This window comes from Mesorhizobium sp. M0037 (genome assembly GCF_040323635.1).
Lineage (GTDB): Bacteria > Pseudomonadota > Alphaproteobacteria > Rhizobiales > Rhizobiaceae > Mesorhizobium.
Genome location: NZ_JAMYVB010000006.1, coordinates 197,700 through 220,496, shown reverse-complemented (window position 1 = coordinate 220,496; position 22,797 = coordinate 197,700). Strand labels below are relative to the sequence as shown.

The window sequence follows — 22,797 nt, the reverse complement described above, 5'->3', positions numbered from 1 at the left end:
ATGCTCTAGAGGGCAGGAAACTCGATGGACCAGCTCGCTCCGACCGAGAAATATTCCCCCTATCGTTTCTTCTCGGCCGAGCAATGGTCGAACTTCCGCGCCGACACGCCGATGACGCTGGGCGAAGACGAGATCAACCGTCTGCGCTCACTGAACGATCCGGTCGACCTGGAAGAAGTCAAGCGCATCTATCTGTCGCTCTCGCGGCTGCTTTCGGCGCATGTCGAGGCCAGCCAGTTGCTGTTTCGCCAGCGCCAGGCCTTCTTCAACGCGCTGGATGTGGTCAAGACACCGTTCATCATCGGCATTGCCGGTTCGGTTGCGGTCGGCAAATCGACCACGGCGCGCGTGCTGAAGGAGCTTCTGGCGCGCTGGCCGTCGAGCCCCAAGGTCGATCTCATCACTACCGACGGGTTCCTGCTGCCCAACAAGGTGTTGCGACGCGACAATCTGATGGAGCGCAAGGGCTTTCCCGACAGCTACGATGTCGGTGCGCTGCTGCGTTTCCTGTCGGGCATCAAGTCGGCCCAGCGCAATGTCCGCGCGCCCGTCTATTCGCATTTGACCTATGACGTCATTCCCGGCGAGTTCGTCACCATCGACCGGCCAGACATTCTGATCTTCGAAGGCATCAACGTTCTGCAACCCGGCAAATTGCCAAAGGACGGCAAGATCGTGCCGTTCCTGTCGGATTTCTTCGATTTCGCCATTTATATAGATGCCGACGAGAAGCTGATCCACCAATGGTACATCGCCCGCTTCATGCGCCTGCGCGAGACGGCCTTCCGCAATCCGGACTCCTTCTTCCACCGCTATTCGCAGCTTTCGGAAGACGCCGCGCGCGCCATTGCGGAAGGCTTGTGGGCCAACATCAACCTGAAAAACCTGCGCGAGAACATCGTGCCGACACGGGCGCGGGCCGACCTCATCCTGCGCAAGGGCGCCAATCATCTGGTCGAGGAAGTGGCGCTCAGGAAACTGTGACGACCGCCTCCGGGCGGCTGCCGCCAGCCGCCGATTGCCGGGCCGGGCCTGGCATCAGGATTTCGCCGTCGGGTACCAGCTTGCGGACGGCCGCACATAGGGCGATCGTGAGCGCGACCGCCGCATAACCATCGATCGCATAGTGCCAACCAAGATAGACCGAACTCGCGACTATGAAGGCGACATACAGAAATGCGATGGCGCCCAACCGCTGGTCGTACTCCCAGGTATACACCGCATTCAGGGTGATCAAGGCGACATGAACGCTTGGAAATGCCGATATTCCCGACGCGAGTCCAGTCACACCCTCGGTCTGGAGCGTCCACAGATACTGCTGGTACACGGCGGCGGAACTCGCCGACCGGCTTTGCGCAAGAAACGAAAGCTGTTCACCGAAGCGTGGCACATCGCCGGTGACATAGCCGTAGAACGCCGGTCCGGCCGACATGAACAGCCCGGCCAGGATGTTTCCGACGACCACCCACACCACCATGAAGGACAGCACATAGCGTCTCTTCAGATGCGTGGTGCGTGGTGACGTGACAATGAAAAACAGCATGCTGTAGCAAATGATGAACCACAGCATGTCGTAGTTCCATCCGACGGATTCCCGTACCCAGTCATGCTTGCCGATAACGTAGAGCCATCGCCACGGATCAGTGCCGAAATGCAGATAGGCATCGATATCTGCCAAGGCGCGATCATAGGGGAACCCTTTCCACAGGACGGACATGCCGTTCTTGACCGAGGTGAAGGTGCTTTGGAAAATCATGATGCCCATCAACAGACATATGCCGGAAAAGAGAACCGCCATCCGCTCGGCTGAGAACATCTTGCCCGCAGCAAATTTCCGCCGACGCTCAAATCGATGCAAAAGCCAGCCGGTTTCCAGGAGAAGCGATACCGCCGGCAGCACGAAACCGAAAACCATAAGCCATATCGGCACGTAGGTCTGGTATGCGGTGCGATGGAGCGCGCCGACCCAAGCCAGAAACCCCAGCCCCGTTGCAGTGTAGATGCCAATGAACAGGTAGAGCGATGCATCCGAGCGGGCGATCGAAACCGTGCGCCATGCGGCATTTCGAATGTAGCGCCAAATCACTTCGGATTCGATTTCGAGCATGGTATCCACACCGGGAATGATGACGTTTTGGCGCAGACTAGCGGCCGAAACCTTAAATTCCGTTAGGGATTTTTCATTCGCAAGGTCAGTGGTTCAGTAAGTGCAAGAATGCACTCTCACCTCTTCAAGGCAAGGTCACCCGCCGCAGCGTCAGATTGATCCGGCCGCCATTTTTCAGCAGCGCCGAGGTCGACGGATAGATGCGGTCGACGCCGTGGAAGCAGAGCCGGCCTTCGCCGCCGAGCACGACGACGTCGCCGCTTTTCAGGCGGAACGATTTGGTACCGCCGTCGCGTGTGGCCCCCCTGCCCGTCACTTGGCCGACCCGGAACAGGCAATCGTCGCCAAGTGACACCGAGACCACTGGGGCCGAGAAATCGGCTTCGTCGCGATCCTGGTGCAGACCCATTTTGGCGTCCTGCGTATAGAAATTGACCAGGCAGGCCTCCGGCGGATTCGGATAGGCGGCGACCTCCCGCCACAATTGCAGCAGCACGTCCGGGATCGGCGGCCATGGCTCTCCGGTGAGTGGGTGCGTTGGCTGGTAGCGATAGCCCAGCTCCTTGTCAGTGACCCAGCCGAGCGTGCCGCAATTGGTCATGCGCACGCTCATCTCCTTGCCGGTCCGCGGCATCGCCGGCACGTACAGCGGCGCCCGCTGTACAATTGTCCTCACCTCTTCCACCAGCGCTTCCTGCGCCGCGCGGGACAGATAGCCGGGCATATGGCGGACGCCTTTGGGCAGAACGAGCATGACTTCGCCTCCGGTTGATACTGAAACCATGCCACCGCCAATCAGAAACGGCGACCCGAAAGCCACCGTTGTCGGTCTCCCTTGCTGTGGCAATGGTGAAACCTTGCGTCTGCGGTTCCGAAGGGGAGGCCGCTTTATGCACGCAGTCGGCGCGGTCCTTAGTCGTTCTCTACCCGGCCGCGCAGCTTTTTGATCGTGCCGCGCCCTGCCTTGCTTTGCAGCCGCCGCTCCACCGAGCCTTTCGACGGCCTGGTCTTCTTGCGCGGCGGCGGCGGCGGTTCCGCGGCCTTGGCGACCAGCGCCGTCAGCCTTGCCCGGGCATCGGCCCGGTTCTGCTCCTGGGTGCGGAAGCGGCCGGCCTCGATGACGATGACGCCGTCCTTAGTGGCGCGCTGGCCGGCGAGCTTGATCGTGCGCGCGCGCACGCGTTCGGACAGGCCAGCCGCATTGGCGGCGTCGAAGCGCAATTGGACGGCGGTCGCCACCTTGTTGACGTTCTGGCCGCCGGGACCCGACGAGCGGATGAAATCCTCGTGCAGGTCGCCCGGATGGATTACGGCTTCGTCCGATATGATGATGTCGTCGATAGGCATGCCGCAGTCATGGCGCGGCGGACCAAAAAAGAAAAGGCCCGATCGAGATCGCGCCTTTCAAGGATGCTTCGGTGAAGACGCCTCGACTATTCCGCAGCTTCCTGCAGGCGGGGTGCTGCGCCGAGCACGACGGCATCGACATGGCTCTCGAATTTCTCGAAGTTGACGGCGAACATGCCGACCAATCGCGCTGCCTGCCGGTCATAGGCTGCCTTGTCGGCCCAGGTCGAACGCGGGTCGAGAATGGCGCTGTCGACGCCAGGCACAGCAACCGGCACCTCGAAGCCGAAATTGGCGTCGGTGCGGAAACCGGACGCCTTCAGCGAACCGTCAAGCGCTGCGGCCAGCAAGGCGCGCGTCGCCTTGATCGGCATGCGCTTGCCGGTGCCGTAGGCGCCGCCGGTCCAGCCGGTGTTGACCAGCCAGCAATCGGCGCCGTGGCGGGCGATCAGCTCGCGCAGCAGATTGCCGTATTCCTTGGGGTGGCGCGGCATGAACGGGGCGCCGAAGCAGGTCGAGAACGTCGCTTCCGGCTCGGTAACGCCCTTCTCGGTGCCGGCCACCTTGGCGGTGTAGCCGGAGAGGAAGTGGTACATCGCCTGCGCCGGGGTCAGCCGTGCGATCGGCGGCATGATGCCGAAGGCATCGGCGGTCAGCATGATGATGTTTTTCGGGTGGCTGGCCCGTCCGCTCTTCGAGGCATTGGGGATGAAATCCAGCGGATAGGCGCAGCGCGTGTTTTCGGTGAGCCGGCCGTCGTTGAAGTCCGGCACGCGGTCGGCGTTGAGCACGACATTTTCCAGCACCGTGCCGAAACGCTGCGTGGTGGCGAAAATCTCCGGCTCGGCCTCGGCCGACAGCCGGATCGTCTTGGCGTAGCAGCCGCCTTCGAAGTTGAAGATGCCGTGCGGTCCCCAGCCGTGCTCGTCGTCGCCGATGAGCGTACGTGACGGATCGGCCGACAGCGTCGTCTTGCCCGTCCCGGAAAGCCCGAAGAAGATCGCTGCGTCGCCGCCCGGGCCCTCATTGGCCGAGCAGTGCATCGGCATGACGCCCTTTTCCGGCAGCAGATAGTTGAGCATGGTGAACACCGATTTCTTCATCTCGCCGGCATAGGAAGTGCCGCCGATCAGCACGATCTTGCGGGTGAGATCGACCGCAATCACCGTTTCGGTGCGGCTGCCGTGGCGGGCCGGATCGGCGCGGAAGGACGGCAGGTCGATGATCGTCATCTCCGGCACGAAATCCTCGAGCTCGGCGGCCTGCGGGCGGATCAAAAGATTGCGGATGAACAGCGAGTGCCAGGCGAATTCGGTGATGACCCGCGTCGGCAGCTTCAGCTCGGCATCGGCGCCGCCGACGAGGTCCTGCACATAGAGATCGCTATTCGCGGCGTGGACAAGGAAATCGGCGAGCAGCATTTCGAACTGGCCCGCCGAAATCGCCTTGTTGTTGTCCCACCAGACATGGGGCTCGGTGGCGCCATCGCGGACGACAAACTTGTCCTTGGGCGAGCGGCCAGTGTGCTGGCCGGTCTCGGCAAGCAGCGCGCCGCCGGCGGTCAACCGGGCCTCGCCACGACGGATCGCTGCCTCATAAAGGGCGGCCGCACCAAAATTATAATGCACCGTGCCGGTGGTTTTCAGGCCGATACGATCGATCGCGCAAGCAGAATTGCGTTTGCCGACTTCCGACATCAAGGGTCCCTTCTTCTGGATTCGCCGCACTTTGCCGGCGCGTTTCCGGCGAGCCCGCGTTAGGGGCTGAGACGGTGAGAACCAGAAAACTCGAATGATATCAAATCATTAATCGATTTAAAAATTTTGAAAGTTGTTTAAATCGTTTATATGTGCAAAGAATCACGGTGGTTGCCCAAAGGATTGGCACACAGTGTTCGTCCAACCCGTGTAGAGGTTCCGATGGGGCCGCCGGCAAGCCGTCCGCGACAGCGGGTGGAGCCTGTGCCACATTTTGTACCTAATTTGTCCTGCAAAAGCCCCTTCTCTAAGACAGAAGGGACAGCTCATGAGGGAGCCGCTTGAAATGGCAACAATCGCGCTTGTCGATGACGACCGCAACATTCTGACATCGGTGTCGATCGCCCTCGAGTCCGAGGGGTATCGCGTCGAGACCTACACGGATGGTGCGTCGGCGCTGGAAGGCCTGGCGGCGCGGCCGCCGAATCTCGCCATCCTCGACATCAAGATGCCGCGCATGGACGGCATGGAGCTGTTGCGCCGGATGCGGCAGAAGTCCGACCTGCCGGTGATCTTCCTGACCTCGAAGGACGATGAGATCGATGAGCTTTTCGGCCTCAAGATGGGCGCCGACGATTTCATCCGCAAACCGTTCTCGCAGCGCCTGCTGGTCGAGCGGGTGCGCGCCGTGCTGCGCCGCGCCAGCGCCCGCGAAGCTGCGGCAAAGGCGCCCAGCCAGCAGGCCCGTTCGCTCGAACGCGGCCAGCTCGTCATGGACCAGGAACGCCATACCTGCACCTGGAAGGGCGAGCCGGTGACGCTGACGGTCACCGAATTTCTCATCCTGCACTCGTTGGCGCAGCGCCCCGGCGTGGTAAAAAGCCGTGATGCGCTGATGGATTCCGCCTATGATGAGCAGGTCTATGTCGACGACCGCACCATCGATAGCCACATCAAGCGGCTGCGCAAGAAGTTCAAGGCCGTCGATGACGACTTCGAAATGATCGAAACCCTTTACGGAGTCGGATACCGGTTCCGCGAAGCTTGAGTTGATGCATGTCGCCCAAAAGTGGTCGCGGTTTTTGGGACGACGACATGCATAAAACCAAAGACTAGGCGGGAGCTGCTATTCGATGGCAGTGGATGTACAGCGGAGCAGACGAACGAGCGCTGTCAGGCGGTCGCGGATTCTGCCCGCATTCCTGTCGAGGTTGACGGTGCCGATGCGCCGCTTCCTCGGCCACCACATCTTTTCCAGCCTGACCCGGCGCATCCTGTTCCTCAACCTGGCCGGCCTCGCCGTGCTGGTCACCGGCATCCTCTATCTCAACACCTTCCGCGACGGGCTGATCGACGCCCGCGTCGAAAGCCTGATGACGCAGGGCGAGATCATCGCCGGCGCCATTGCCGCGTCGGCGACGGTCGAGACCGATTCGATCAGCATCGATCCAGAAAAACTGCTTGAACTGCAGGCCGGCGAAAGCCTGGGGCCGGGCTCCGACCAGCTCGACAATCTGGATTTCCCGATCAATCCCGAGCGCGTGGCGCCGGTGCTGCGGCGGCTGATTTCGCCGACGCGCACCCGGGCCCGCATCTATGACCGCGACGCCAATCTGCTGCTCGATTCGCGCCATCTCTATTCGCGCGGCCAAATCCTGCGCTACGACCTGCCGCCGGTCGAGGACGAGCAGCCGGATATGCTGGAGCGCGTGCAGAAATTCGTCTTCGACTTCTTCCGCAACAAGGACCTGCCCGTCTACCATGAGCAGCCCGGCGGCAACGGTGCGGCCTTCCCGGAAGTGGTCAAGGCGCTGACCGGCAGTCCATCGACGATCGTGCGGGTGAGCGAACAGGGCGAGCAGATCGTTTCGGTGGCGGTGCCGATCCAGCGCTTCCGTGCCGTCCTCGGCGTGCTGATGCTGTCGACGGAAGGCGGCGACATCGACAAGATCGTCGCCGCCGAACGCAAGGCTATTTTGCGCGTGTTCGGCATCGCCGCCCTGGTCACCGCCATCCTGTCGATGCTGCTCGCATCCACCATCGCCAATCCGCTGCGCCGCCTATCGGCGGCGGCAGTGCGGGTGCGGCGCGGCGTCAAGAGCCGCGAGGAGATCCCCGACTTTTCCGACCGCCAGGACGAGATCGGCAATTTGTCGGTCGCGGTGCGCGACATGACCAATGCGCTCTATGCCCGCATCGAGGCGATCGAAAGCTTCGCCGCCGATGTCTCGCACGAGTTGAAGAACCCGCTGACCTCGCTGCGCAGCGCGGTGGAGACCTTGCCGCTTGCCAAGAACGACAATTCACGCGGCAGGCTGATGGAGATCATCCAGCACGATGTCCGGCGTCTCGACCGGCTGATCACCGACATTTCCGATGCCTCGCGCCTAGACGCCGAACTGGCGCGTGAGGATGCCGCCACGGTCGATTTGAAGAAATTCATCACCGATCTCGTCGCCGTGTCGCGCGAAGCGACGCGCAACAAAAAGGCTGTCGAGATCGAATTCAAGGCCGCCAAGCTGCCGCAAGGCGTCAAAGGCTATTTCGTCACCGGCCATGATCTCAGGATCGGCCAGGTCATCACCAATCTGATCGAGAATGCCCGCTCCTTCGTGCCGGAGGACCACGGTCACATCGCCATTTCCCTGGCACGCTCGGGCAAGGTCAACATCGTCACCGTCGACGACAACGGCCCCGGAATCCGCGCCGACGCCATCGACCGCATCTTCGAGCGCTTCTACACCGACCGCCCGGCCGGCGAGGCGTTCGGCCAGAATTCAGGGCTTGGCCTGTCGATATCCAGGCAGATCGTCGAAGCCCATGGCGGCACGCTGACCGCCGAGAACATCCCCGGCACCAAGCCCGGCGACATCAAGGGCGCGCGCTTCGTCGTTACGCTGCCGGCCGAAGGCTGATCGCGGCTGCGCATGCCCGATCCCACCGCGAAACCCGAGAACATCCATGCCACCGCAATCCAGATTGGCGAGCGGGGCGTCCTGATCACCGGGCCGTCCGGCTCGGGCAAGACAACGCTGGCGCTGGCGCTCATCGACCATTTCAGCCGGCTCGGGCTGTTTGCGCGGCTGATCGGCGACGACCAGCTGTTTGTCGCGGCGCGTTTCGGGCGGCTGGTCTGCCATGCGCCCGCCAGCATCGCCGGCCTCACAGAGGTGCCCGGACTTGGTCCGAAGCCGCTTTTGTTCCAACCTGTGGGGGTCATCGACCTTACGATCCAGCTGGTTGCCGCAAACGCTGTGGAGCGTTTCCAGGAAGAGTCGAGCGCGACCATTGCCGGCTGTGTGGTGCCGCGCATCGACCTCGTTCAGCGCAACGTCACTGCGGCTTTGCCGGCGGTAATGGCGCGGCTGGAGATTGCGCCTTTCGTATGATCCGCCGCCGGTTTTTTGCTGCAATGCGTCAAATTGGCCATGGCCGACGCAATTTTGGGCTTGTCAACGCGCCGCGCGTCGACAAGATAGCGCTCCCGCCGCCTGGGATGGCCGGCGAGCATAAAAAGCGCCTGTGAAGCGGCGATGACGGGAGCCACCATAGAATGATCGGACTCGTGCTTGTAACGCACGGTCAACTGGCCGCCGAGTTCCGCCATGCCGTGGAACATGTCGTGGGGCCACAAGACAATTTCGAAACCGTGGCAATCGGCGCCGATGACGATATGGAGCAGCGTCGGCGCGATATCGTCGACGCCGTCGGCCGCGTCGACACCGGGACCGGCGTCATCGTTCTGACCGATATGTTCGGCGGCACGCCTTCCAATCTCGCCATTTCGGTGATGGAATCCGGTCGCACCGAGGTCATCGCCGGCATGAACCTGCCGATGCTGATCAAGCTGTCGTCGATCCGCAAGGGCGACAACATGGCGACCGCGCTCGACGAGGCGCAGGCCGCGGGGCGCAAATACATCAACGTCGCAAGTCAGCTGCTGAGCAGCAAATGAACGCGCTGTCGCCCGGTGAGATCGTGCGCGAGTTCCCGATCGTCAACCAGCGCGGCCTGCATGCGCGCGCCTCGGCGAAGTTCGTCCAGGTCGCCAGCGGCTTCGACGCCACCGTCCATGTCGAGAAGGATGGTCTCAAGGTCGGCGGCACCTCGATCATGGGGCTGATGATGCTGGCGGCGAGCCCCGGTTATTCGATCCGCGTCACCGCCAGCGGCGCTGAAGCCGCAGCGGCGATGGACGCGCTGGAGCAGCTGGTCGCCTCGCGCTTCGGCGAAGAGTGCTGAAGTTTTTGCTTGAACGCCGTTGTCCCAAAACCGCGGGATACTTTTGGGCGGCATGCATCCCCGTAAAACACATACGCGCATAAAGATTTCTTTATATCCCATTGTCGTCTTGGCGGCGATCTGCTAGTCAGGCCGGCATTCCGCGCCCTTCGACGCGCCGTGTGGCGCAGGCGCATTCTGAAGACAAATCACACCGGAGCACTGCCATGACAGGTAGCAAGGACTATGTGGTCGCCGACATCTCGCTTGCCGGCTGGGGCCGCAAGGAACTCGATATCGCCGAAACCGAAATGCCGGGCCTGATGGCCTGCCGCGAGGAATTCGGCGACAAGAAGCCGTTGAAAGGTGCGCGCATCACCGGCTCGCTGCACATGACCATCCAGACTGCGGTGCTGATCGAGACGCTGAAGGCGCTTGGCGCCGATATCCGCTGGGCCTCGTGCAACATCTTCTCGACCCAGGACCATGCGGCCGCAGCCATCGCCGAGGCCGGCATCCCGGTGTTCGCCGTCAAGGGCGAGTCGCTCGAGGAGTATTGGGACTACACCGACAGGATCTTCCAGTGGGCCGATGGCGGCCTCTCCAACATGATCCTCGACGATGGCGGCGACGCCACCATGTACATACTGATCGGCGCCCGCGCCGAGGCCGGCGAGGACGTGCTGTCCAACCCGCAGAGCGAGGAAGAGGAATACTTCTACGCCCAGGTCAAGAAGCGCCTGAAGGCCTCACCCGGCTTCTTCACCAAGCAGAAGGAAGCCATTCGCGGCGTCACCGAAGAGACGACGACGGGCGTCAACCGGCTCTACCAGCTGCAGAAGAAGGGCCTGCTGCCCTTCCCGGCGATCAACGTCAACGACTCGGTCACCAAGTCGAAGTTCGACAACAAATATGGCTGCAAGGAATCGCTGGTCGACGGCATCCGCCGCGGCACCGACACCATGATGGCCGGCAAGGTTGCGGTCGTCTGCGGCTATGGCGACGTCGGCAAGGGCTCGTCGGCTTCGCTCAAGGGCGCCGGCGCCCGCGTCAAGGTCACGGAAGTCGATCCGATCTGCGCGCTGCAGGCGGCGATGGACGGCTTTGAAGTCGTCACGCTGGAAGATGCCGCACCAACCGCCGACATCGTCATCACCACCACCGGCAACAAGGATGTCGTCACCCTCGACCACATGCGCTCGATGAAGGACATGGTGATCGTCGGCAATATCGGCCACTTCGACAATGAGATCCAGGTCGCGTCGCTGCGCAACCTGCAATGGACCAACGTCAAGCCGCAGGTCGACATGATAACCTTCCCGGACGGCAAGCGGATGATCCTGCTGTCGGAGGGGCGCCTGCTCAACCTCGGCAACGCGACCGGTCATCCGAGCTTCGTGATGTCGGCCTCGTTCACCAATCAGGTGCTGGCGCAGATCGAACTCTACACCAAGCCCGGCCAGTACCAGAACCAGGTCTATGTGCTGCCCAAGCACCTCGACGAGAAGGTGGCGCGTCTGCATCTCGACAAGCTCGGAGCCCGCCTAACCGAACTGTCCGGCGAACAGGCCGCCTATATCGGCGTGACCCCGCAGGGTCCGTTCAAGCCGGAACACTACCGCTATTAACAGAAGCGGCGTTTATCACTAGATATTGAAGCCGGGCGATTGACTTTTCGCCCGGCTTCTTTTTTGCGCGGATGATTCTTCACGCCGATTCCAGCACGCGCTATTGTGCTGATTCGTGGGCCGGGGACGAGGGCCGGCGTACGCATCGAGAGCATGATTCGAACCGAAGGACCGCGTCAGCGAAAAGTGGGAAGCGGTTTTCGGAAAAGATCATGCTCTTCAAGAGAGAGTTAGGTCAGAAGGGCGTTTCTACCAAACGTGATCCTGATCTGGGCGGTCTTGCATTCAGGCGGCGAAGAGGACCAAGACATGCCGGGGGAAAACCCGCCTCGCGCGGGATCGGCCGTTTCCGGCGGCCATGACGATTCCGATAGCACTGGCTCCGTCACGACAGGCGGTGGCCTGAAGAGGCGCGTCGGCGCCCGCACCGCCGGCTTTCTTGCCACCTCAGCTCTTGCCGGCCCGCTCACCTCGTTTGCCGCCCATGCCGAGCCGGCCATTGCGCAGAAGGCCGGACTGTCGGTCAGCGCGGTCGAAGTCATCCAGCTCGCCATGTTCGTCGGCGTCATGGGCGCGGCACTGGTCTCGGCCATCTTCCTGATCCGCGAAAGAGCCCGCACCTCGGCGCAGAATGTCGAACTCAGAGCCCGCATTGCCGACATCAATGCGGCGCTGCAGCGCTCCGACGCGCTGCTCAATCTGCGTGACCAGCGCGTCATCGTCTGGGCGTCGGAGAACAAGAAGCCGGAGCTGATCGGCACGCTGCCGCTGGAAAGCGGTGCGCCGGACGACCGTGCAGCCTTCCTCGCCTTCGGCCGCTGGCTGATGCCGCGCTCGGCGGCGGCGCTCGAAAATGCCGTCGCTGGTCTGCGCGAGAAAGCGAAACCCTTTGATCTCGTGATCGAATCGCAGGCCGGGGCGCCGCTTGAAGTGCATGGCCGCAAGAGCGCCGCGCATGTGCTGGTGCGCTTCGTCTCGCTGTCGGAAACTCAGAGGAGCCAAGCCAGGCTGAAGATCGAGAACCAGCGTCTGGCCGCCGACTACGAGACCATGATCGGCCTGCTCGACGCCTTGCCGATGCCGGCCTGGCTGCGCGCCACCGACGGGCGGCTGAAATGGGTCAACCGTGCCTATGCCGGAGCGGTCGAGGCACCGAACGCCGAGACCGCCGTGCGCGAAGCCAAGGAATTCCTCGGCGCCCAAGCGCGCGAACAGATCGCCGCGCAGCACAAATCGCGCCCAATCTTCGAACAAACGCTGTCGACAGTGATCGAGGGCGACCGCCGCGTGTTCGCCGTCACCGACTTCGCCGGTGCGGACGGCTCGGCCGGCCTTGCCTGCGACACCAGCGCCACCGAAACCATTCGCGGCGAATATGAGCGCACGGTGCGCAGCCATGCCGACACGCTCGACCAGCTCAACACGGCGGTGGCGATCTTCGATGCCAACGAGAAGTTGCGCTTCTTCAACCAGGCGTTCCAGAAACTGTGGGGGCTGGACCCGGGCTTCCTGCACAGCGCGCCCGACAATGCGCTGCTGCTCGACCGGCTGCGCAGCGAAGGCAAGATCGCCGAGCAGCCGGAATGGCGGCGTTGGAAAGAAGGCCTGCTTGGCGCCTACCGCGCGGTGGAATCGCAAGAGCATTGGTGGCATTTGCCCGACGGCAAGACCATCCGCGTGGTCGCCAACCCCCAGCCGAAGGGCGGCGTGACCTGGGTGTTTGAGAACCTGACCGAGAAGATGGACCTGGAAAGCCGCTACCAGACGGCGGTGCGGGTCCAGGGCGAAACGCTCGACAATCTGGCCGAAGGCGTCGCGGTGTTCGGTCCCGATGGGCGGCTGCGCCTGTCGAACCCGGCCTTTGTCGCGCTGTGGGGACTTAGCCAGGATGTGATCAAGCCCAACGTCCATGTCTCGGCGATCCGCGATCTCAGCGACCAGCGCGCCGTCGACAGCCCGTGGGGCGGGTTCGTCGCCGCCATCACCGGTTTCGACGACGAGCGCCGCGACCGCCATGGCCAGACCGAACTGAAGAACGGCACCGTGCTCAGCTACGCCGTCATCCCGCTGCCCAACGGCCAGGTGATGATGACCTTTGTGGACGTCACCGACAGCGTCAATGTCGAGCGCGCGCTGAAGGACAAGAACGAAGCGCTGCAGAAATCCGACCAGCTGAAGAACGAGTTCGTGCAGCATGTCTCCTACGAGCTGCGCTCGCCACTGACCAACATCATCGGCTTCACCGAGCTTTTGTCGCTGCCGGCGACCGGGCCGCTCAGCCCAAAGCAGCGCGAATATGTCGAGCATGTCGGCTCGTCATCCTCGGTGCTGCTCACCATCGTCAACGACATACTCGACCTCGCCACCGTCGACGCCGGCATCATGCAGCTCGACATTTCGGAAGTAAGCGTCGAGCGCACCATCGAGGCCGCGGCCGAACTGGTCGCCGACCGGCTGCAAGAGCATTCGATCAAGCTCCGGATCGACGCCGCTGCGGCGCCGAAGAGTTTTCACGGCGACGAGACCCGGGTTCGCCAGATCCTCTACAATCTGCTCAGCAACGCCGCCAATTACGCGCCGGAGGCGAGCACTATCACACTTGCCTGCCGGCATTTGGAGCAAGGTGTGGAATTCTCCGTCCATGACAACGGCCCCGGCATGCCACCGGACCTGCTCGATTCGGTGTTCCGCCGCTTCGAGCCGCGCACCAATGGCGGGCGCCGGCGCGGTGCGGGGTTAGGCCTGTCGATCGTCAAGAGCTTTGTCGAGCTGCACGGCGGCAGCGTGCGCATCGAGACCGGCAAGGACAAGGGCACCACCGTCATCTGCACCTTCCCCGATGCACCGTCGGGCATCCGCGCCGCGGCCGAGTAGCGCGCTCGATGACTGTTGTTGTGCTGGAGCGTTTTCTCGCCGACGAGGCTGCGACCGCAAGGCTCGGCGAAGACCTGGCCATGGCGCTGCGGCCGGGCGACGTGCTGGCGCTCAAGGGCGATCTCGGCGCCGGCAAGTCGACGCTGGCGCGGGCCCTGATCAGGGCGCTGGCCGATGATGCCGGCCTCGATGTGCCGAGCCCTACCTTCACCTTGGTGCAAAGCTACGACACGCGCATCCCCGTGCACCATTTCGATCTCTATCGCCTGTCCTCGGCCGGCGAGATGGACGAGCTGGGTTTCGACGAGGCGCTGCTGCAGGGCGCTGCCCTTGTCGAGTGGCCGGAACGGGCGGAGGCCGCTCTTCCGAGAACGTCGATCTGGATCGAACTCGTCCATCAGGGCGAAGGCCGCCTGGCGAAACTATCGGGCCAAGGCGTTGCCTTCGAACGCGTGGCGCGATCGCTGGCGATGCGTGATTTCCTTGAAACGGCCGGCTGGGGCGACGCCGCGCGGCGCCATTTCGTCGGCGACGCCTCGGCGCGCTCTTACGAGATTGTTTCGCTCGCCGGCCTTGCGCCGCGCGTGCTGATGAATTCGCCGCGGCTGGTGCTGGGGCCGCCGGTGTGCGACGGCAAGCCCTATGCCGTGATCGCCCACACGGCGCAGTCGGTCACCGCTTTCGTCGCCATCGACAAGGCGCTGCTGTCGCAAGGTGTCAGTGTCCCAAAAATCCATGCCGAGGATCTCGAACGGGGCTTTCTGCTGCTGGAGCATCTGGGCTCGGAAGGTTTTCTCGACGGCAATGATGAGCCGGTGGCCGAGCGCTACGCGGCAGCGGCCGAATTGCTGGCGATGATGCATGGGAAGACCTGGCCGCAGCGCATGGAGGCCGTGCCGGGCGTCTTCCACGAGGTGCCGCCGTTCGATGGCGACGCCATGCTGATCGAAGCCGATCTCTTGGTCGATTGGTATGTGCCGATGGTGACCGGCAGCCCGGCAAGCGAGGCTTTACGCGCCGGCTATCACAGGGAATGGAACGCGGTTCTCGATCGGCTGGACACACAGGAATACACGCTGATGCTGCGCGACTTCCATTCGCCCAACATCATCTGGCGCGGTGACCGCAAAGGCCACGACCGCCTCGGCATCGTCGACGTCCAGGACGCGCTGATGGGTCCTGCGGCCTATGACGTTGCGTCGCTGGCCATGGATGCCCGCGTCACCGTTTCGCCCGATATCGAGCAGCGGACCGTGGACGCCTATGTCGCTGCGCGCCACGCCGCCATCGGCTTCGACGAGCTCGCTTTCCGTGAGGCCTATGCGATCATGGCGGCGCAGCGCAATTCGAAGATCCTCGGCATTTTCGTGCGGCTCGAAAAGCGCGACGGCAAGCCCTATTATCTCCGACACCTGCCGCGCATCCGCGATTATCTCAGGCGGGCGCTGGCGCACCCGGCGCTGGCTCAGCTGAAGGAGTTTTACATGGCACATGGCCTGCTGGAGGAACGGCTCCCGTGACCTTGACCACAGCGATGGTGCTGGCGGCTGGTCTTGGCAAGCGCATGCGGCCGATCACCGACACCATGCCGAAGCCGCTGGTGCGGATCGCCGGCAGGACCTTGCTCGACTGGGGGCTGGACAGTCTCGAAGCGGCCGGCGTCGAGAAAGCCATCGTCAACGTGCACTATCTACCGGACCAGATCGTCGCCCATATCGCCCACAGGCGGGCGCCAAAGATCGTCATTTCCGACGAGCGCGACGCACTGCTGAATTCGGCGGGTGGCATCGTCAAGGCGTTGCCGCTGCTGGGCAGCGACCCCTTCTACATCATCAACGCCGATACGTTCTGGATCGACAGCGGCCAGCCCAGCCTCGAGCGCCTTGCCCTTGCATGGGACGGCGCGAAAATGGATATTCTGCTGATGCTTACCGATCTCGACTCGGCCACCGGACACGGTGTCGGCACGGATTTCCTGATGGCGCCCGATGGCGGCCTGCAGCGCTCGAAAGGCGATCCGGCAGGGTTGATCTATGCCGGAGCGGCAATCGTCAATCCCGCCATCTTCAGGGATGCGCCGGCCGGGGCGCATTCGCTCAACACCTATTTCGACAAGGCAATCGCCTCTGGCCGTCTGTTCGGCATGCAGATGCGCGGAAGCTGGATCACCGTCGGCACGCCCGACGCCATTCCGCAGGCGGAAGCGGCCGCCGCCGACGCCCTCGCGAAGGTGGTATGAGCGGCGCGCGCCGCGTTCTTTCGCTCCCGCCCGGAGCGCCATTCCTGCCGACTCTGGCCGAGGCCTTGCTGGCCGGACGGCTGGTGCCCGGCTTCCGGTTCGACGGCGATCCGCTGGCGCTGGCTGATGTCACCATCTATGTGCCGACACGGCGGGCGGCCCGTGCGCTGCGCGGCGCTTTTGTCGACGCGCTTTCGGGACCGGGAGGGAGCCGCCGTTCGGCGATCCTGCCGGTCATCCGCCCGCTCGGAGAGTTCGACGAGGACGAAGCCGCCTTCGACGCCGGCACGCCGACCGAGCTTGAAATGGCGCCGCCGATCGCAGCCATCGAACGCATGCTGCTACTGGCGCCGCTGGTGCGGGCCTGGAAGCGCACCTTGCCGGCGCATGTCCTTGATATGTTCAACGAAGAGATCGTCGTGCCGGCCTCCGCCGCCGATGCGATCTGGCTAGCGCGTGACCTCGCCCGGCTGATGGACGAGATCGAAACCGAAGGCACGGACTGGACCAGGCTTGCCGATCTGGTCACCGGCAATCTTGCCGGATGGTGGCTTGTGACGCTCGATTTCCTCCGTATCGTCACCGAGGCCTGGCCGAAATTGCTGGAGGAGCGCGACCGCTCCAACCCGGCCGAGCACCGCAATGCGCTGATCCGGCGCGAGGCGAAGCGGCTGGAACGCAACCCGCCCAAAGGCCCGGTGATCGCCGCCGGCTCGACGGGCTCTATTCCCGCCACGGCTGAACTGCTTGCCACGGTCGCCGGCCTGCCCAACGGCGCCGTGGTGCTGCCCGGGCTCGATGGGATGCTGGACGAACCGTCTTTTGCCCCGATTGCGGCGCCCGGTGCGCGGCCGGCACTGCTCGGCCACCCGCAATACGGCATGGCCAAGCTGATCGGCAAAATTGGCGTGCTGCGTGGCGATGTCGAGGAAGTGGTCGCCGCCGAGCCCGCACTGGCGCTCCGTGCGGCCCTTGTCGGCGAGGCGCTGCGTCCGGCCGAGACCACGGAATTATGGGCAGAGACCCGCATACGCTTCAACGCCCCGGATATCGCCGAGGCCTTCGCCGATGTGACGCTGGTCGAAGCCGCCAGCGAACGCGACGAGGCGGCGGCGATCGCCATCGCGCTGAAAATCGCTGTGGAACAGCCGGGACTAAGGGCAGCGCTCGTAACCGGCGACCGCGGGCTGGCGCGGCGCGTCTCGGCCGAGCTGTTGCGCTTCGGCGTGATCGCCGACGATTCCGGCGGCACGCCGCTCGCCAACACGCCTGCCGCCAGCCTGCTGCGGCTCACACTTCAAGCGGTATTCCGGCCCGGCGATCCCGTCGGCCTTTTGTCGCTGCTCAAGCATCCGCTGCTCGGGCTCGGACTTGAGCGCACCGGCGTGCGCCATGCCGCCGAGCTCATCGAACTCGTGGCGCTGCGCGGCGGCACCGGACGCCCCGACATCGCCGCCTTGCCAGCACTGTTCGAGGAGCGTCTCGCCGGGCTGAGCGGGGACAAGCGCCAGCCCTTCTGGTTTTCGCGCCTGAGCGTGCGCGGCATCGACGATGCCCGCGATATGCTGAGCCGGCTTGTGACGGCACTGGCGCCGCTGACCGCCTTTCGCGGTGAAGAGAATGCCGATCTTGTCGCGTTGACCAGAGCGAGCGTCGCCGCGCTGGAAAATCTCGGCCGCACGGCGGAGGGCAGCCTGGCTGAATTTTATGCCGGCGACGCCGGCGAGAAACTCGCCGAGCTGCTGCGCGGTGTGGTCGCGGCCTCGGCCTCGTTCGACTTCCCGGCCGACGAATGGCCTGATGTGATGGACGCGCTGGTAGCACCGGAAACGGTCAAGCCCGGGCAAGGCACCGACCGCAACATCGCCATTTGGGGGGCGCTGGAAGCGCGGCTGCAGAATGTCGACACGCTGGTCATTGGCGGGCTGAACGAGGGCGTGTGGCCACGCAAGCCGGAAAGCGATCGCTTCATGTCGCGGTTGATGAAGACCGGCATCGATCTCGAGCCGCCGGAGCGCCGTATCGGCCTTGCCGCCCACGACTTCCAGATGGCGATGGGGGCGAAAAAGGTGGTGCTGACGCGCTCCGCCCGAGCCGGCGACGCACCGGCGGTGCCGTCGCGCTGGCTGCAGCGCATCCTCACCTTCATCGGCAAGAATCCGGCGGCCGCATTGCGCGGGCGCGGCGACGAATTGCTTGCCTGGGCGCGCGCGCTCGATGCCGGCGAGCGGCAGCATTTCGCGCCGCGACCGCAGCCGAAACCGCCGCTGAGCATGCGGCCCACCCACTTCTCGGTGACCGAGATCGAGACGCTGCGCCGCGACCCCTATGCGGTCTATGCAAGGCGTATTCTGAGCCTTCTGCCGCTCGAGCCGGTGATCCGCGATCCCGGTGCGGCCGAGCGCGGCACGCTGTTTCATGACATCCTGCATCTGTTCTCGACAGAGGTTGCCGACCCGCGCGCGCCGGAAGCTCTGGAGAGACTCATCTCGGCTGGCCGCAGGTGCTTTGCCGACATTGCCCTACCCGCCGATGTCGAGGCGGTGTGGTGGCCGCGCTTCGAAAAGCTCGCCGCCAACATCATCGAATGGGAGCGCGGCCGCGCCCCTGCCGTCGCCCGGCGGCATGCCGAGGAGCGCGCCGAAAAGACGGCTGTCGGCCGTACCGGTGTGACGCTGTCCGGCTATGCCGACCGCGTCGACCTTTTGGCCGGTGGCATGGCCGACATTCTCGATTACAAGACCGGCTCCTCGCCATCCAAGGCGCAGGCGCACACGCTGCTGGCGCCACAGCTGGCGCTCGAAGGGGCGCTGCTCCGGCGCGGCGCCTTCAAGGGGCTTGGCGCGCGCGAACCCTCGCAGCTTGCATTCGTGCGGCTGAAGCCGAATGGCGAAGTGTTCGAGGAATCCATCCTCGACTACAACCGCCAGCCCCGGACCGCAGAAGACCTCGCCGAAGAGGCCTGGGCGCGGCTGGAAAAACTGCTCATTCACTATGCCGATCCCGCGACCGGCTATCTGTCGCGGGCGCTGCCGTTTCGCGAAGGCGAGAGCGATGGCGATTACGACCACCTGGCGCGCGTGCTCGAATGGTCGGCCGGCGGCGACAGCGATGACGAGGCGGGGGAGGCATGAAAAAAACCTATCCCATCCCCAGCGAAACCGCCGCCAGCCAGGCGCGCGCCTCCGACCCGAAGAACTCGGCCTGGGTGTCCGCCAATGCCGGCTCGGGCAAGACGCATGTGCTGGCCCAGCGCGTCATCCGGCTGCTGCTCAACGGCACCGATCCGTCGAAGATCCTGTGCCTGACCTATACGCGGGCGGCCGCCGCCAACATGTCGAACCGCGTGTTCTCGACCCTGTCGGAATGGACGGCGCTCGGCGGTGCCGAGCTTGCCACAAAGATTGAGGCGGTGGACGGCCGCCGACCCGACCGCGACACGATGCGGCGGGCGCGCCGGCTGTTTGCCGAAGCGCTGGAAACGCCGGGCGGGCTGAAGATCCAGACCATCCACGCCTTCTGCGAATCGGTGCTGCACCAGTTTCCGCTGGAGGCCAACATCCCGGCCCATTTCGAAATGCTCGATCCGCAGATGGAGGCCTCGCTGTTTGCTGGCGCCCGCCGCGACATGATTTCGGGCACGTCAGCCGGAGACACCGGACTGGCCGAGGCCTTTGCCACCGTGCTGGAGCGCGGCGGCGAACACGGACTCGATGCGCTGCTCGCCGAAATCGTGCGCAAGCGCGACGGCTTACGCGGCTTCATCGGTGCGGTCCGGCGCGACGGCGGCGGCTTTCAGGCCCTGTTCGACGAATTCCATTTTCGCCCCGGGCAGAGCGCCGAAGACATAGCGGCATCGGTATGGCCGCTGCCGGGTTTCCTGCCGGACTTCTTTGCAGTGTTCGCCAGTGCCGCCGAGGCCGCCGACGCCCGCACCGTGCTCAACAATCTCTTGCCCTATGCCCGGTTGGCCTTTGCCGAGACGGACCCGACCCGCCGGCTGCAGATGCTCGGCAAAGCCTTTCTCAAGGCCGATGGCGACCCCTATGATCCCTCAAAGTTGTTCAAGAAGGCGCTGCTCGGCCGGCTGCCCGACCTTCCCGAGCGCTATCTGGCGGCCGTCAAGTCGATAACAGACGTCTCCGACCGGCTGGCGCTGTTCCGGATGCTGGTAGGCACGGTCGCGGCGTTGACCATAGCCGACTGGCTGATCGTGCGCTACGAGCGCCTGAAGCGCAGCCGCGGCTTTCTCGATTTCAACGACCTCATCACCCGCACCGTCAACCTTCTGGCGCGGCCCGATGCCGGCCCCTGGGTGCAGTACAAGCTCGACCAAGGCATCGATCACATCCTGCTCGACGAGGCGCAGGACACCAGCCCCGACCAATGGGAGGTGGTGAAGCGGCTGGCGGAGGAGTTCTTTGCCGGCCACGGCCAGCGCGGCACGACCAATCGCACGGTGTTCGCCGTCGGCGACGAAAAGCAGTCGATCTATTCCTTTCAGGGTGCCGCGCCGGATTCCTTCGCCGACAGCCGGCTCTTGTTTTCCGGACGCGTGAACGCCGCCAATGCTTCGTTTGCCGACCTGAAACTGACCTGGTCGTTCCGGTCGGCCGACGACGTGCTTGCCGCCGTCGACCGCGTCTTTGCCGATCCGGGCGTGCGGCGCGGCATCAGCCATGACCCCGATCCGCTCGACCACAAGGCGATCCGCAACGACGCGCCTGGCTATGTCGAGGTCTGGCCGTCGCTCGGCGCTGACGCCGTCGAGGAGCCCGACGACTGGACGTTGCCGGTCAACCATGCCAGCGCGCCGGCTGTGCGGGTGGCCGAGCATGTGGCTGCGACCATCCAGACCTGGCTCAAGGACCGCGAGATCATCGAGGGCAAGGGACGCAGGCTGAGGGCCGGCGACATTCTTGTGCTGGTGCGCAAGCGCGACCGCTTCGTCCATGCGCTGTCGCGCGCGCTGAAGGACCGCGATATTCCCGTCGCCGGCGCCGACCGGCTGAGCCTGCCCGGCCATATCGCGGTCAAGGACCTGATCGCACTCGGCCATTTCCTCATCCAGCCGCAGGATGACCTGTCGCTCGCCGCCGTGCTGCGCAGCCCGGTTTTCGACGTGTCGGAGGAGACGCTTTTTACGCTTGGCGCCGGACGGCCAGCCGGAACATCGCTGATCGCCTCATTACGCCAGCATGCTGGCGACAATACCGCGCTGACCGATGTCGTTGCCCGGCTCGACGGCTGGGCCAACGAGGCGGCGTTCCGGCCGGTGTTCGAATTCTACGCCGGGGTGCTGGCGCGCGACGGCCTGCGCAAGAAGATGATCGCCCGGCTTGGACCGGAAGCCGGCGACATCCTCGACGAATTCCTGAGTTTCTGCCTGGCCGGGGAACGCACCGGACTGCCGGGGCTGGAAGCCTTTCTGGCGACGCTGGAGAACACCGGCCCGGAGATCAAGCGCGAAATGGACCAGACGCGCGACGAGGTCCGCGTCATGACCGTGCATGCCGCCAAGGGCCTGGAAGCGCCTGTTGTCTTCCTGGTCGATGGCGGTTCGGCGCCGTTCAGCGACCAGCATCTGCCGCGGCTGATGCCGTTCGACGCTTCGGGCCGCAATTTCGACGGCAAGGGCTATCTCTGGCGCTCGGCCGCCGATGTCGCGAACGGCTTCTCCAAGGCGGCCTCGGCCAGGGCGCGGGAGCTTGCCGACGACGAATACCGCCGGCTGCTCTATGTCGGCATGACGCGCGCCGAGGACCGGCTGATCGTCTGCGGCTATCACGGCAAGCGTTCGCCGAGCACCGGCACCTGGCATTCGATTGTCAGCCGCGCGCTGCTTGCCGCGCCGGAAAGCACGGAGCGCCGCCATCCCGCCAGCGGCGAGCCGGTGCACCGCTTCGTCATGACCAAGCTGCCGGCGGTGGCGCCCGCGGCAGCCGACGAGTCGCGGCTGCCGCAACAGGTGCCGCCGCTGCCGGTGGGCTTGTTCCGGCCCTTGCCGCCTTATGAGGAGCTGCCGCGCCCGCTGTCGCCTTCCGGCGCGTCGGCGCTGATCGACGAAGGCAAGGAAGCTGTTGTCGATACCCGCTCGCCGGTGCTGGACAGCGAGGCGGAGCCGGGCTTTGCGGTGATGCGCGGGCTGGCGCTGCACAAATTGCTGCAGATGCTGCCCGGCTTCCCCGAGGACGAACGGCAAGGCGCGGCGGCGCAGTATCTCATTCGAGCCGGCGCCGACTGGCCCGAGGCCGAGCGTAACAAGGCGCTGGCCTCGGTGATGGCGATCCTCGGAGATTCTCGCTTTGCCGGGCTGTTTTCGCCCTCGTCACGCGCTGAAGTGGCGGTCATGGGCAGCCTCGAAGTCAAAGGCAGACTGCGCTCGATCTCGGGCAAGATCGACCGGCTGGCGGTGACGCCCGAGCGCGTATCGATCGTCGACTACAAGACCAACCGGCCGGCGCCCGCAGGCCTGGCCCAGGTGCCGCCGGCCTATATACTGCAGCTGGCGCTCTACCGCGCGCTGCTCCAGCCGCTTTACCCCGGCCGCGCGGTGACGGCGGCGCTGCTGTTCACCGAAGCGCCGAGGCTGATCGAACTGCCGGCGCAGGCGATGGATGACGCCCTTGCCCGACTCGCGGGAGCGTGACACAAGTTCTGCTTGAAGAAGGGCTGCTCAACCAC

At 64.4% G+C, this 22,797-nt stretch carries 16 protein-coding genes; 12 read left to right on the top strand and 4 right to left on the bottom strand.

Going from position 1 to position 22,797, the window contains the following annotated elements; translation table 11 throughout:
• Positions 1-24 precede the first annotated feature (24 nt).
• Complete coding sequence (gene coaA / locus NKJ78_RS12590; RefSeq protein WP_023672313.1) at positions 25-984, top strand: type I pantothenate kinase; 960 nt, start codon at positions 25-27, stop codon at positions 982-984.
• On the opposite strand, the gene NKJ78_RS12585 is transcribed toward coaA, so the two are convergent.
• The 4 genes from NKJ78_RS12585 to NKJ78_RS12570 all read right to left on the bottom strand — a co-directional run bounded on the left by NKJ78_RS12585 (position 971) and on the right by NKJ78_RS12570 (position 5,151).
• The gene (locus tag NKJ78_RS12585; RefSeq protein WP_023739750.1) at positions 971-2,107 is read right to left on the bottom strand and encodes a phosphatase PAP2 family protein; all 1,137 of its coding nucleotides are present in this window, start codon (positions 2,105-2,107) and stop codon (positions 971-973) included. The two genes, coaA and NKJ78_RS12585, sit on opposite strands and share 14 nt — an antisense overlap.
• Positions 2,108-2,231: 124 nt before the next feature.
• Positions 2,232-2,861 (bottom strand): alpha-ketoglutarate-dependent dioxygenase AlkB, encoded by a 630-nt coding sequence (locus NKJ78_RS12580; protein ID WP_023739751.1) that lies wholly within the window; start codon positions 2,859-2,861, stop codon positions 2,232-2,234.
• Positions 2,862-3,019: 158 nt separating this feature from the next.
• Positions 3,020-3,454, bottom strand: a complete 435-nt coding sequence (gene arfB / locus NKJ78_RS12575; protein WP_023672309.1) for an alternative ribosome rescue aminoacyl-tRNA hydrolase ArfB — start codon at positions 3,452-3,454, stop codon at positions 3,020-3,022.
• A gap of 86 nt (positions 3,455-3,540) precedes the next feature.
• Complete coding sequence (locus NKJ78_RS12570) at positions 3,541-5,151, bottom strand: phosphoenolpyruvate carboxykinase (RefSeq protein WP_023695997.1); 1,611 nt, start codon at positions 5,149-5,151, stop codon at positions 3,541-3,543.
• A gap of 346 nt (positions 5,152-5,497) precedes the next feature.
• Between NKJ78_RS12570 and NKJ78_RS12565 the strand changes: the two genes are divergently transcribed.
• From NKJ78_RS12565 to addA, 11 genes are all read left to right on the top strand, one after another.
• Positions 5,498-6,199, top strand: coding sequence for a response regulator transcription factor (locus tag NKJ78_RS12565; protein WP_010912942.1), 702 nt, complete (start codon positions 5,498-5,500; stop codon positions 6,197-6,199).
• Between the two features lie 85 nt (positions 6,200-6,284).
• Positions 6,285-8,066 carry a sensor histidine kinase gene (locus NKJ78_RS12560; RefSeq protein ID WP_023672307.1) on the top strand — a complete coding sequence of 594 codons (1,782 nt, stop codon included), beginning with the start codon at positions 6,285-6,287 and terminating at the stop codon, positions 8,064-8,066.
• A gap of 12 nt (positions 8,067-8,078) precedes the next feature.
• Positions 8,079-8,540 carry an HPr kinase/phosphorylase gene (locus NKJ78_RS12555; protein WP_023739752.1) on the top strand — a complete coding sequence of 154 codons (462 nt, stop codon included), beginning with the start codon at positions 8,079-8,081 and terminating at the stop codon, positions 8,538-8,540.
• A gap of 164 nt (positions 8,541-8,704) precedes the next feature.
• A complete protein-coding gene (locus tag NKJ78_RS12550; protein ID WP_023672304.1) occupies positions 8,705-9,106 on the top strand; it encodes a PTS sugar transporter subunit IIA in 402 nt (133 codons plus the stop codon).
• A complete protein-coding gene (locus NKJ78_RS12545) occupies positions 9,103-9,393 on the top strand; it encodes an HPr family phosphocarrier protein (RefSeq protein ID WP_023672303.1) in 291 nt (96 codons plus the stop codon). Before NKJ78_RS12550 ends, NKJ78_RS12545 begins: the two co-directional genes overlap by 4 nt.
• A gap of 206 nt (positions 9,394-9,599) precedes the next feature.
• Entirely contained in the window at positions 9,600-11,000 is a 1,401-nt protein-coding gene (ahcY, locus tag NKJ78_RS12540) for an adenosylhomocysteinase (RefSeq protein ID WP_023681401.1), read from the top strand.
• A 309-nt stretch (positions 11,001-11,309) separates the two neighbouring features.
• Entirely contained in the window at positions 11,310-13,874 is a 2,565-nt protein-coding gene (locus NKJ78_RS12535; protein WP_023739754.1) for a sensor histidine kinase, read from the top strand.
• Positions 13,875-13,882: 8 nt separating this feature from the next.
• Positions 13,883-15,394: a tRNA (adenosine(37)-N6)-threonylcarbamoyltransferase complex ATPase subunit type 1 TsaE gene (gene tsaE / locus NKJ78_RS12530; protein ID WP_352562467.1), complete on the top strand. Its 1,512-nt coding sequence runs from the start codon at positions 13,883-13,885 to the stop codon at positions 15,392-15,394.
• A gap of 14 nt (positions 15,395-15,408) precedes the next feature.
• Positions 15,409-16,113, top strand: a complete 705-nt coding sequence (locus tag NKJ78_RS12525; RefSeq protein ID WP_352460028.1) for a nucleotidyltransferase family protein — start codon at positions 15,409-15,411, stop codon at positions 16,111-16,113.
• The gene (addB, locus tag NKJ78_RS12520; protein ID WP_352459982.1) at positions 16,110-19,247 is read left to right on the top strand and encodes a double-strand break repair protein AddB; all 3,138 of its coding nucleotides are present in this window, start codon (positions 16,110-16,112) and stop codon (positions 19,245-19,247) included. The genes NKJ78_RS12525 and addB overlap by 4 nt, the downstream gene beginning before the upstream one ends.
• Positions 19,244-22,762 (top strand): double-strand break repair helicase AddA, encoded by a 3,519-nt coding sequence (gene addA, locus NKJ78_RS12515; protein ID WP_352459983.1) that lies wholly within the window; start codon positions 19,244-19,246, stop codon positions 22,760-22,762. The genes addB and addA overlap by 4 nt, the downstream gene beginning before the upstream one ends.
• Positions 22,763-22,797: the final 35 nt, after the last annotated feature.

What these genes read in the sequence shown, in the direction of transcription:
- coaA (WP_023672313.1), top strand. Translation starts at nt 25, where the DNA reads ATGGACCAGCTCGCTCCGACCGAGAAATATTCCCCCTATCGTTTCTTC.
- NKJ78_RS12585 (WP_023739750.1), bottom strand. Translation starts at nt 2,107, where the DNA reads ATGCTCGAAATCGAATCCGAAGTGATTTGGCGCTACATTCGAAATGCC.
- NKJ78_RS12580 (WP_023739751.1), bottom strand. Translation starts at nt 2,861, where the DNA reads ATGCTCGTTCTGCCCAAAGGCGTCCGCCATATGCCCGGCTATCTGTCC.
- arfB (WP_023672309.1), bottom strand. Translation starts at nt 3,454, where the DNA reads ATGCCTATCGACGACATCATCATATCGGACGAAGCCGTAATCCATCCG.
- NKJ78_RS12570 (WP_023695997.1), bottom strand. Translation starts at nt 5,151, where the DNA reads ATGTCGGAAGTCGGCAAACGCAATTCTGCTTGCGCGATCGATCGTATC.
- NKJ78_RS12565 (WP_010912942.1), top strand. Translation starts at nt 5,498, where the DNA reads ATGGCAACAATCGCGCTTGTCGATGACGACCGCAACATTCTGACATCG.
- NKJ78_RS12560 (WP_023672307.1), top strand. Translation starts at nt 6,285, where the DNA reads ATGGCAGTGGATGTACAGCGGAGCAGACGAACGAGCGCTGTCAGGCGG.
- NKJ78_RS12555 (WP_023739752.1), top strand. Translation starts at nt 8,079, where the DNA reads ATGCCCGATCCCACCGCGAAACCCGAGAACATCCATGCCACCGCAATC.
- NKJ78_RS12550 (WP_023672304.1), top strand. Translation starts at nt 8,705, where the DNA reads ATGATCGGACTCGTGCTTGTAACGCACGGTCAACTGGCCGCCGAGTTC.
- NKJ78_RS12545 (WP_023672303.1), top strand. Translation starts at nt 9,103, where the DNA reads ATGAACGCGCTGTCGCCCGGTGAGATCGTGCGCGAGTTCCCGATCGTC.
- ahcY (WP_023681401.1), top strand. Translation starts at nt 9,600, where the DNA reads ATGACAGGTAGCAAGGACTATGTGGTCGCCGACATCTCGCTTGCCGGC.
- NKJ78_RS12535 (WP_023739754.1), top strand. Translation starts at nt 11,310, where the DNA reads ATGCCGGGGGAAAACCCGCCTCGCGCGGGATCGGCCGTTTCCGGCGGC.
- tsaE (WP_352562467.1), top strand. Translation starts at nt 13,883, where the DNA reads ATGACTGTTGTTGTGCTGGAGCGTTTTCTCGCCGACGAGGCTGCGACC.
- NKJ78_RS12525 (WP_352460028.1), top strand. Translation starts at nt 15,409, where the DNA reads ATGGTGCTGGCGGCTGGTCTTGGCAAGCGCATGCGGCCGATCACCGAC.
- addB (WP_352459982.1), top strand. Translation starts at nt 16,110, where the DNA reads ATGAGCGGCGCGCGCCGCGTTCTTTCGCTCCCGCCCGGAGCGCCATTC.
- addA (WP_352459983.1), top strand. Translation starts at nt 19,244, where the DNA reads ATGAAAAAAACCTATCCCATCCCCAGCGAAACCGCCGCCAGCCAGGCG.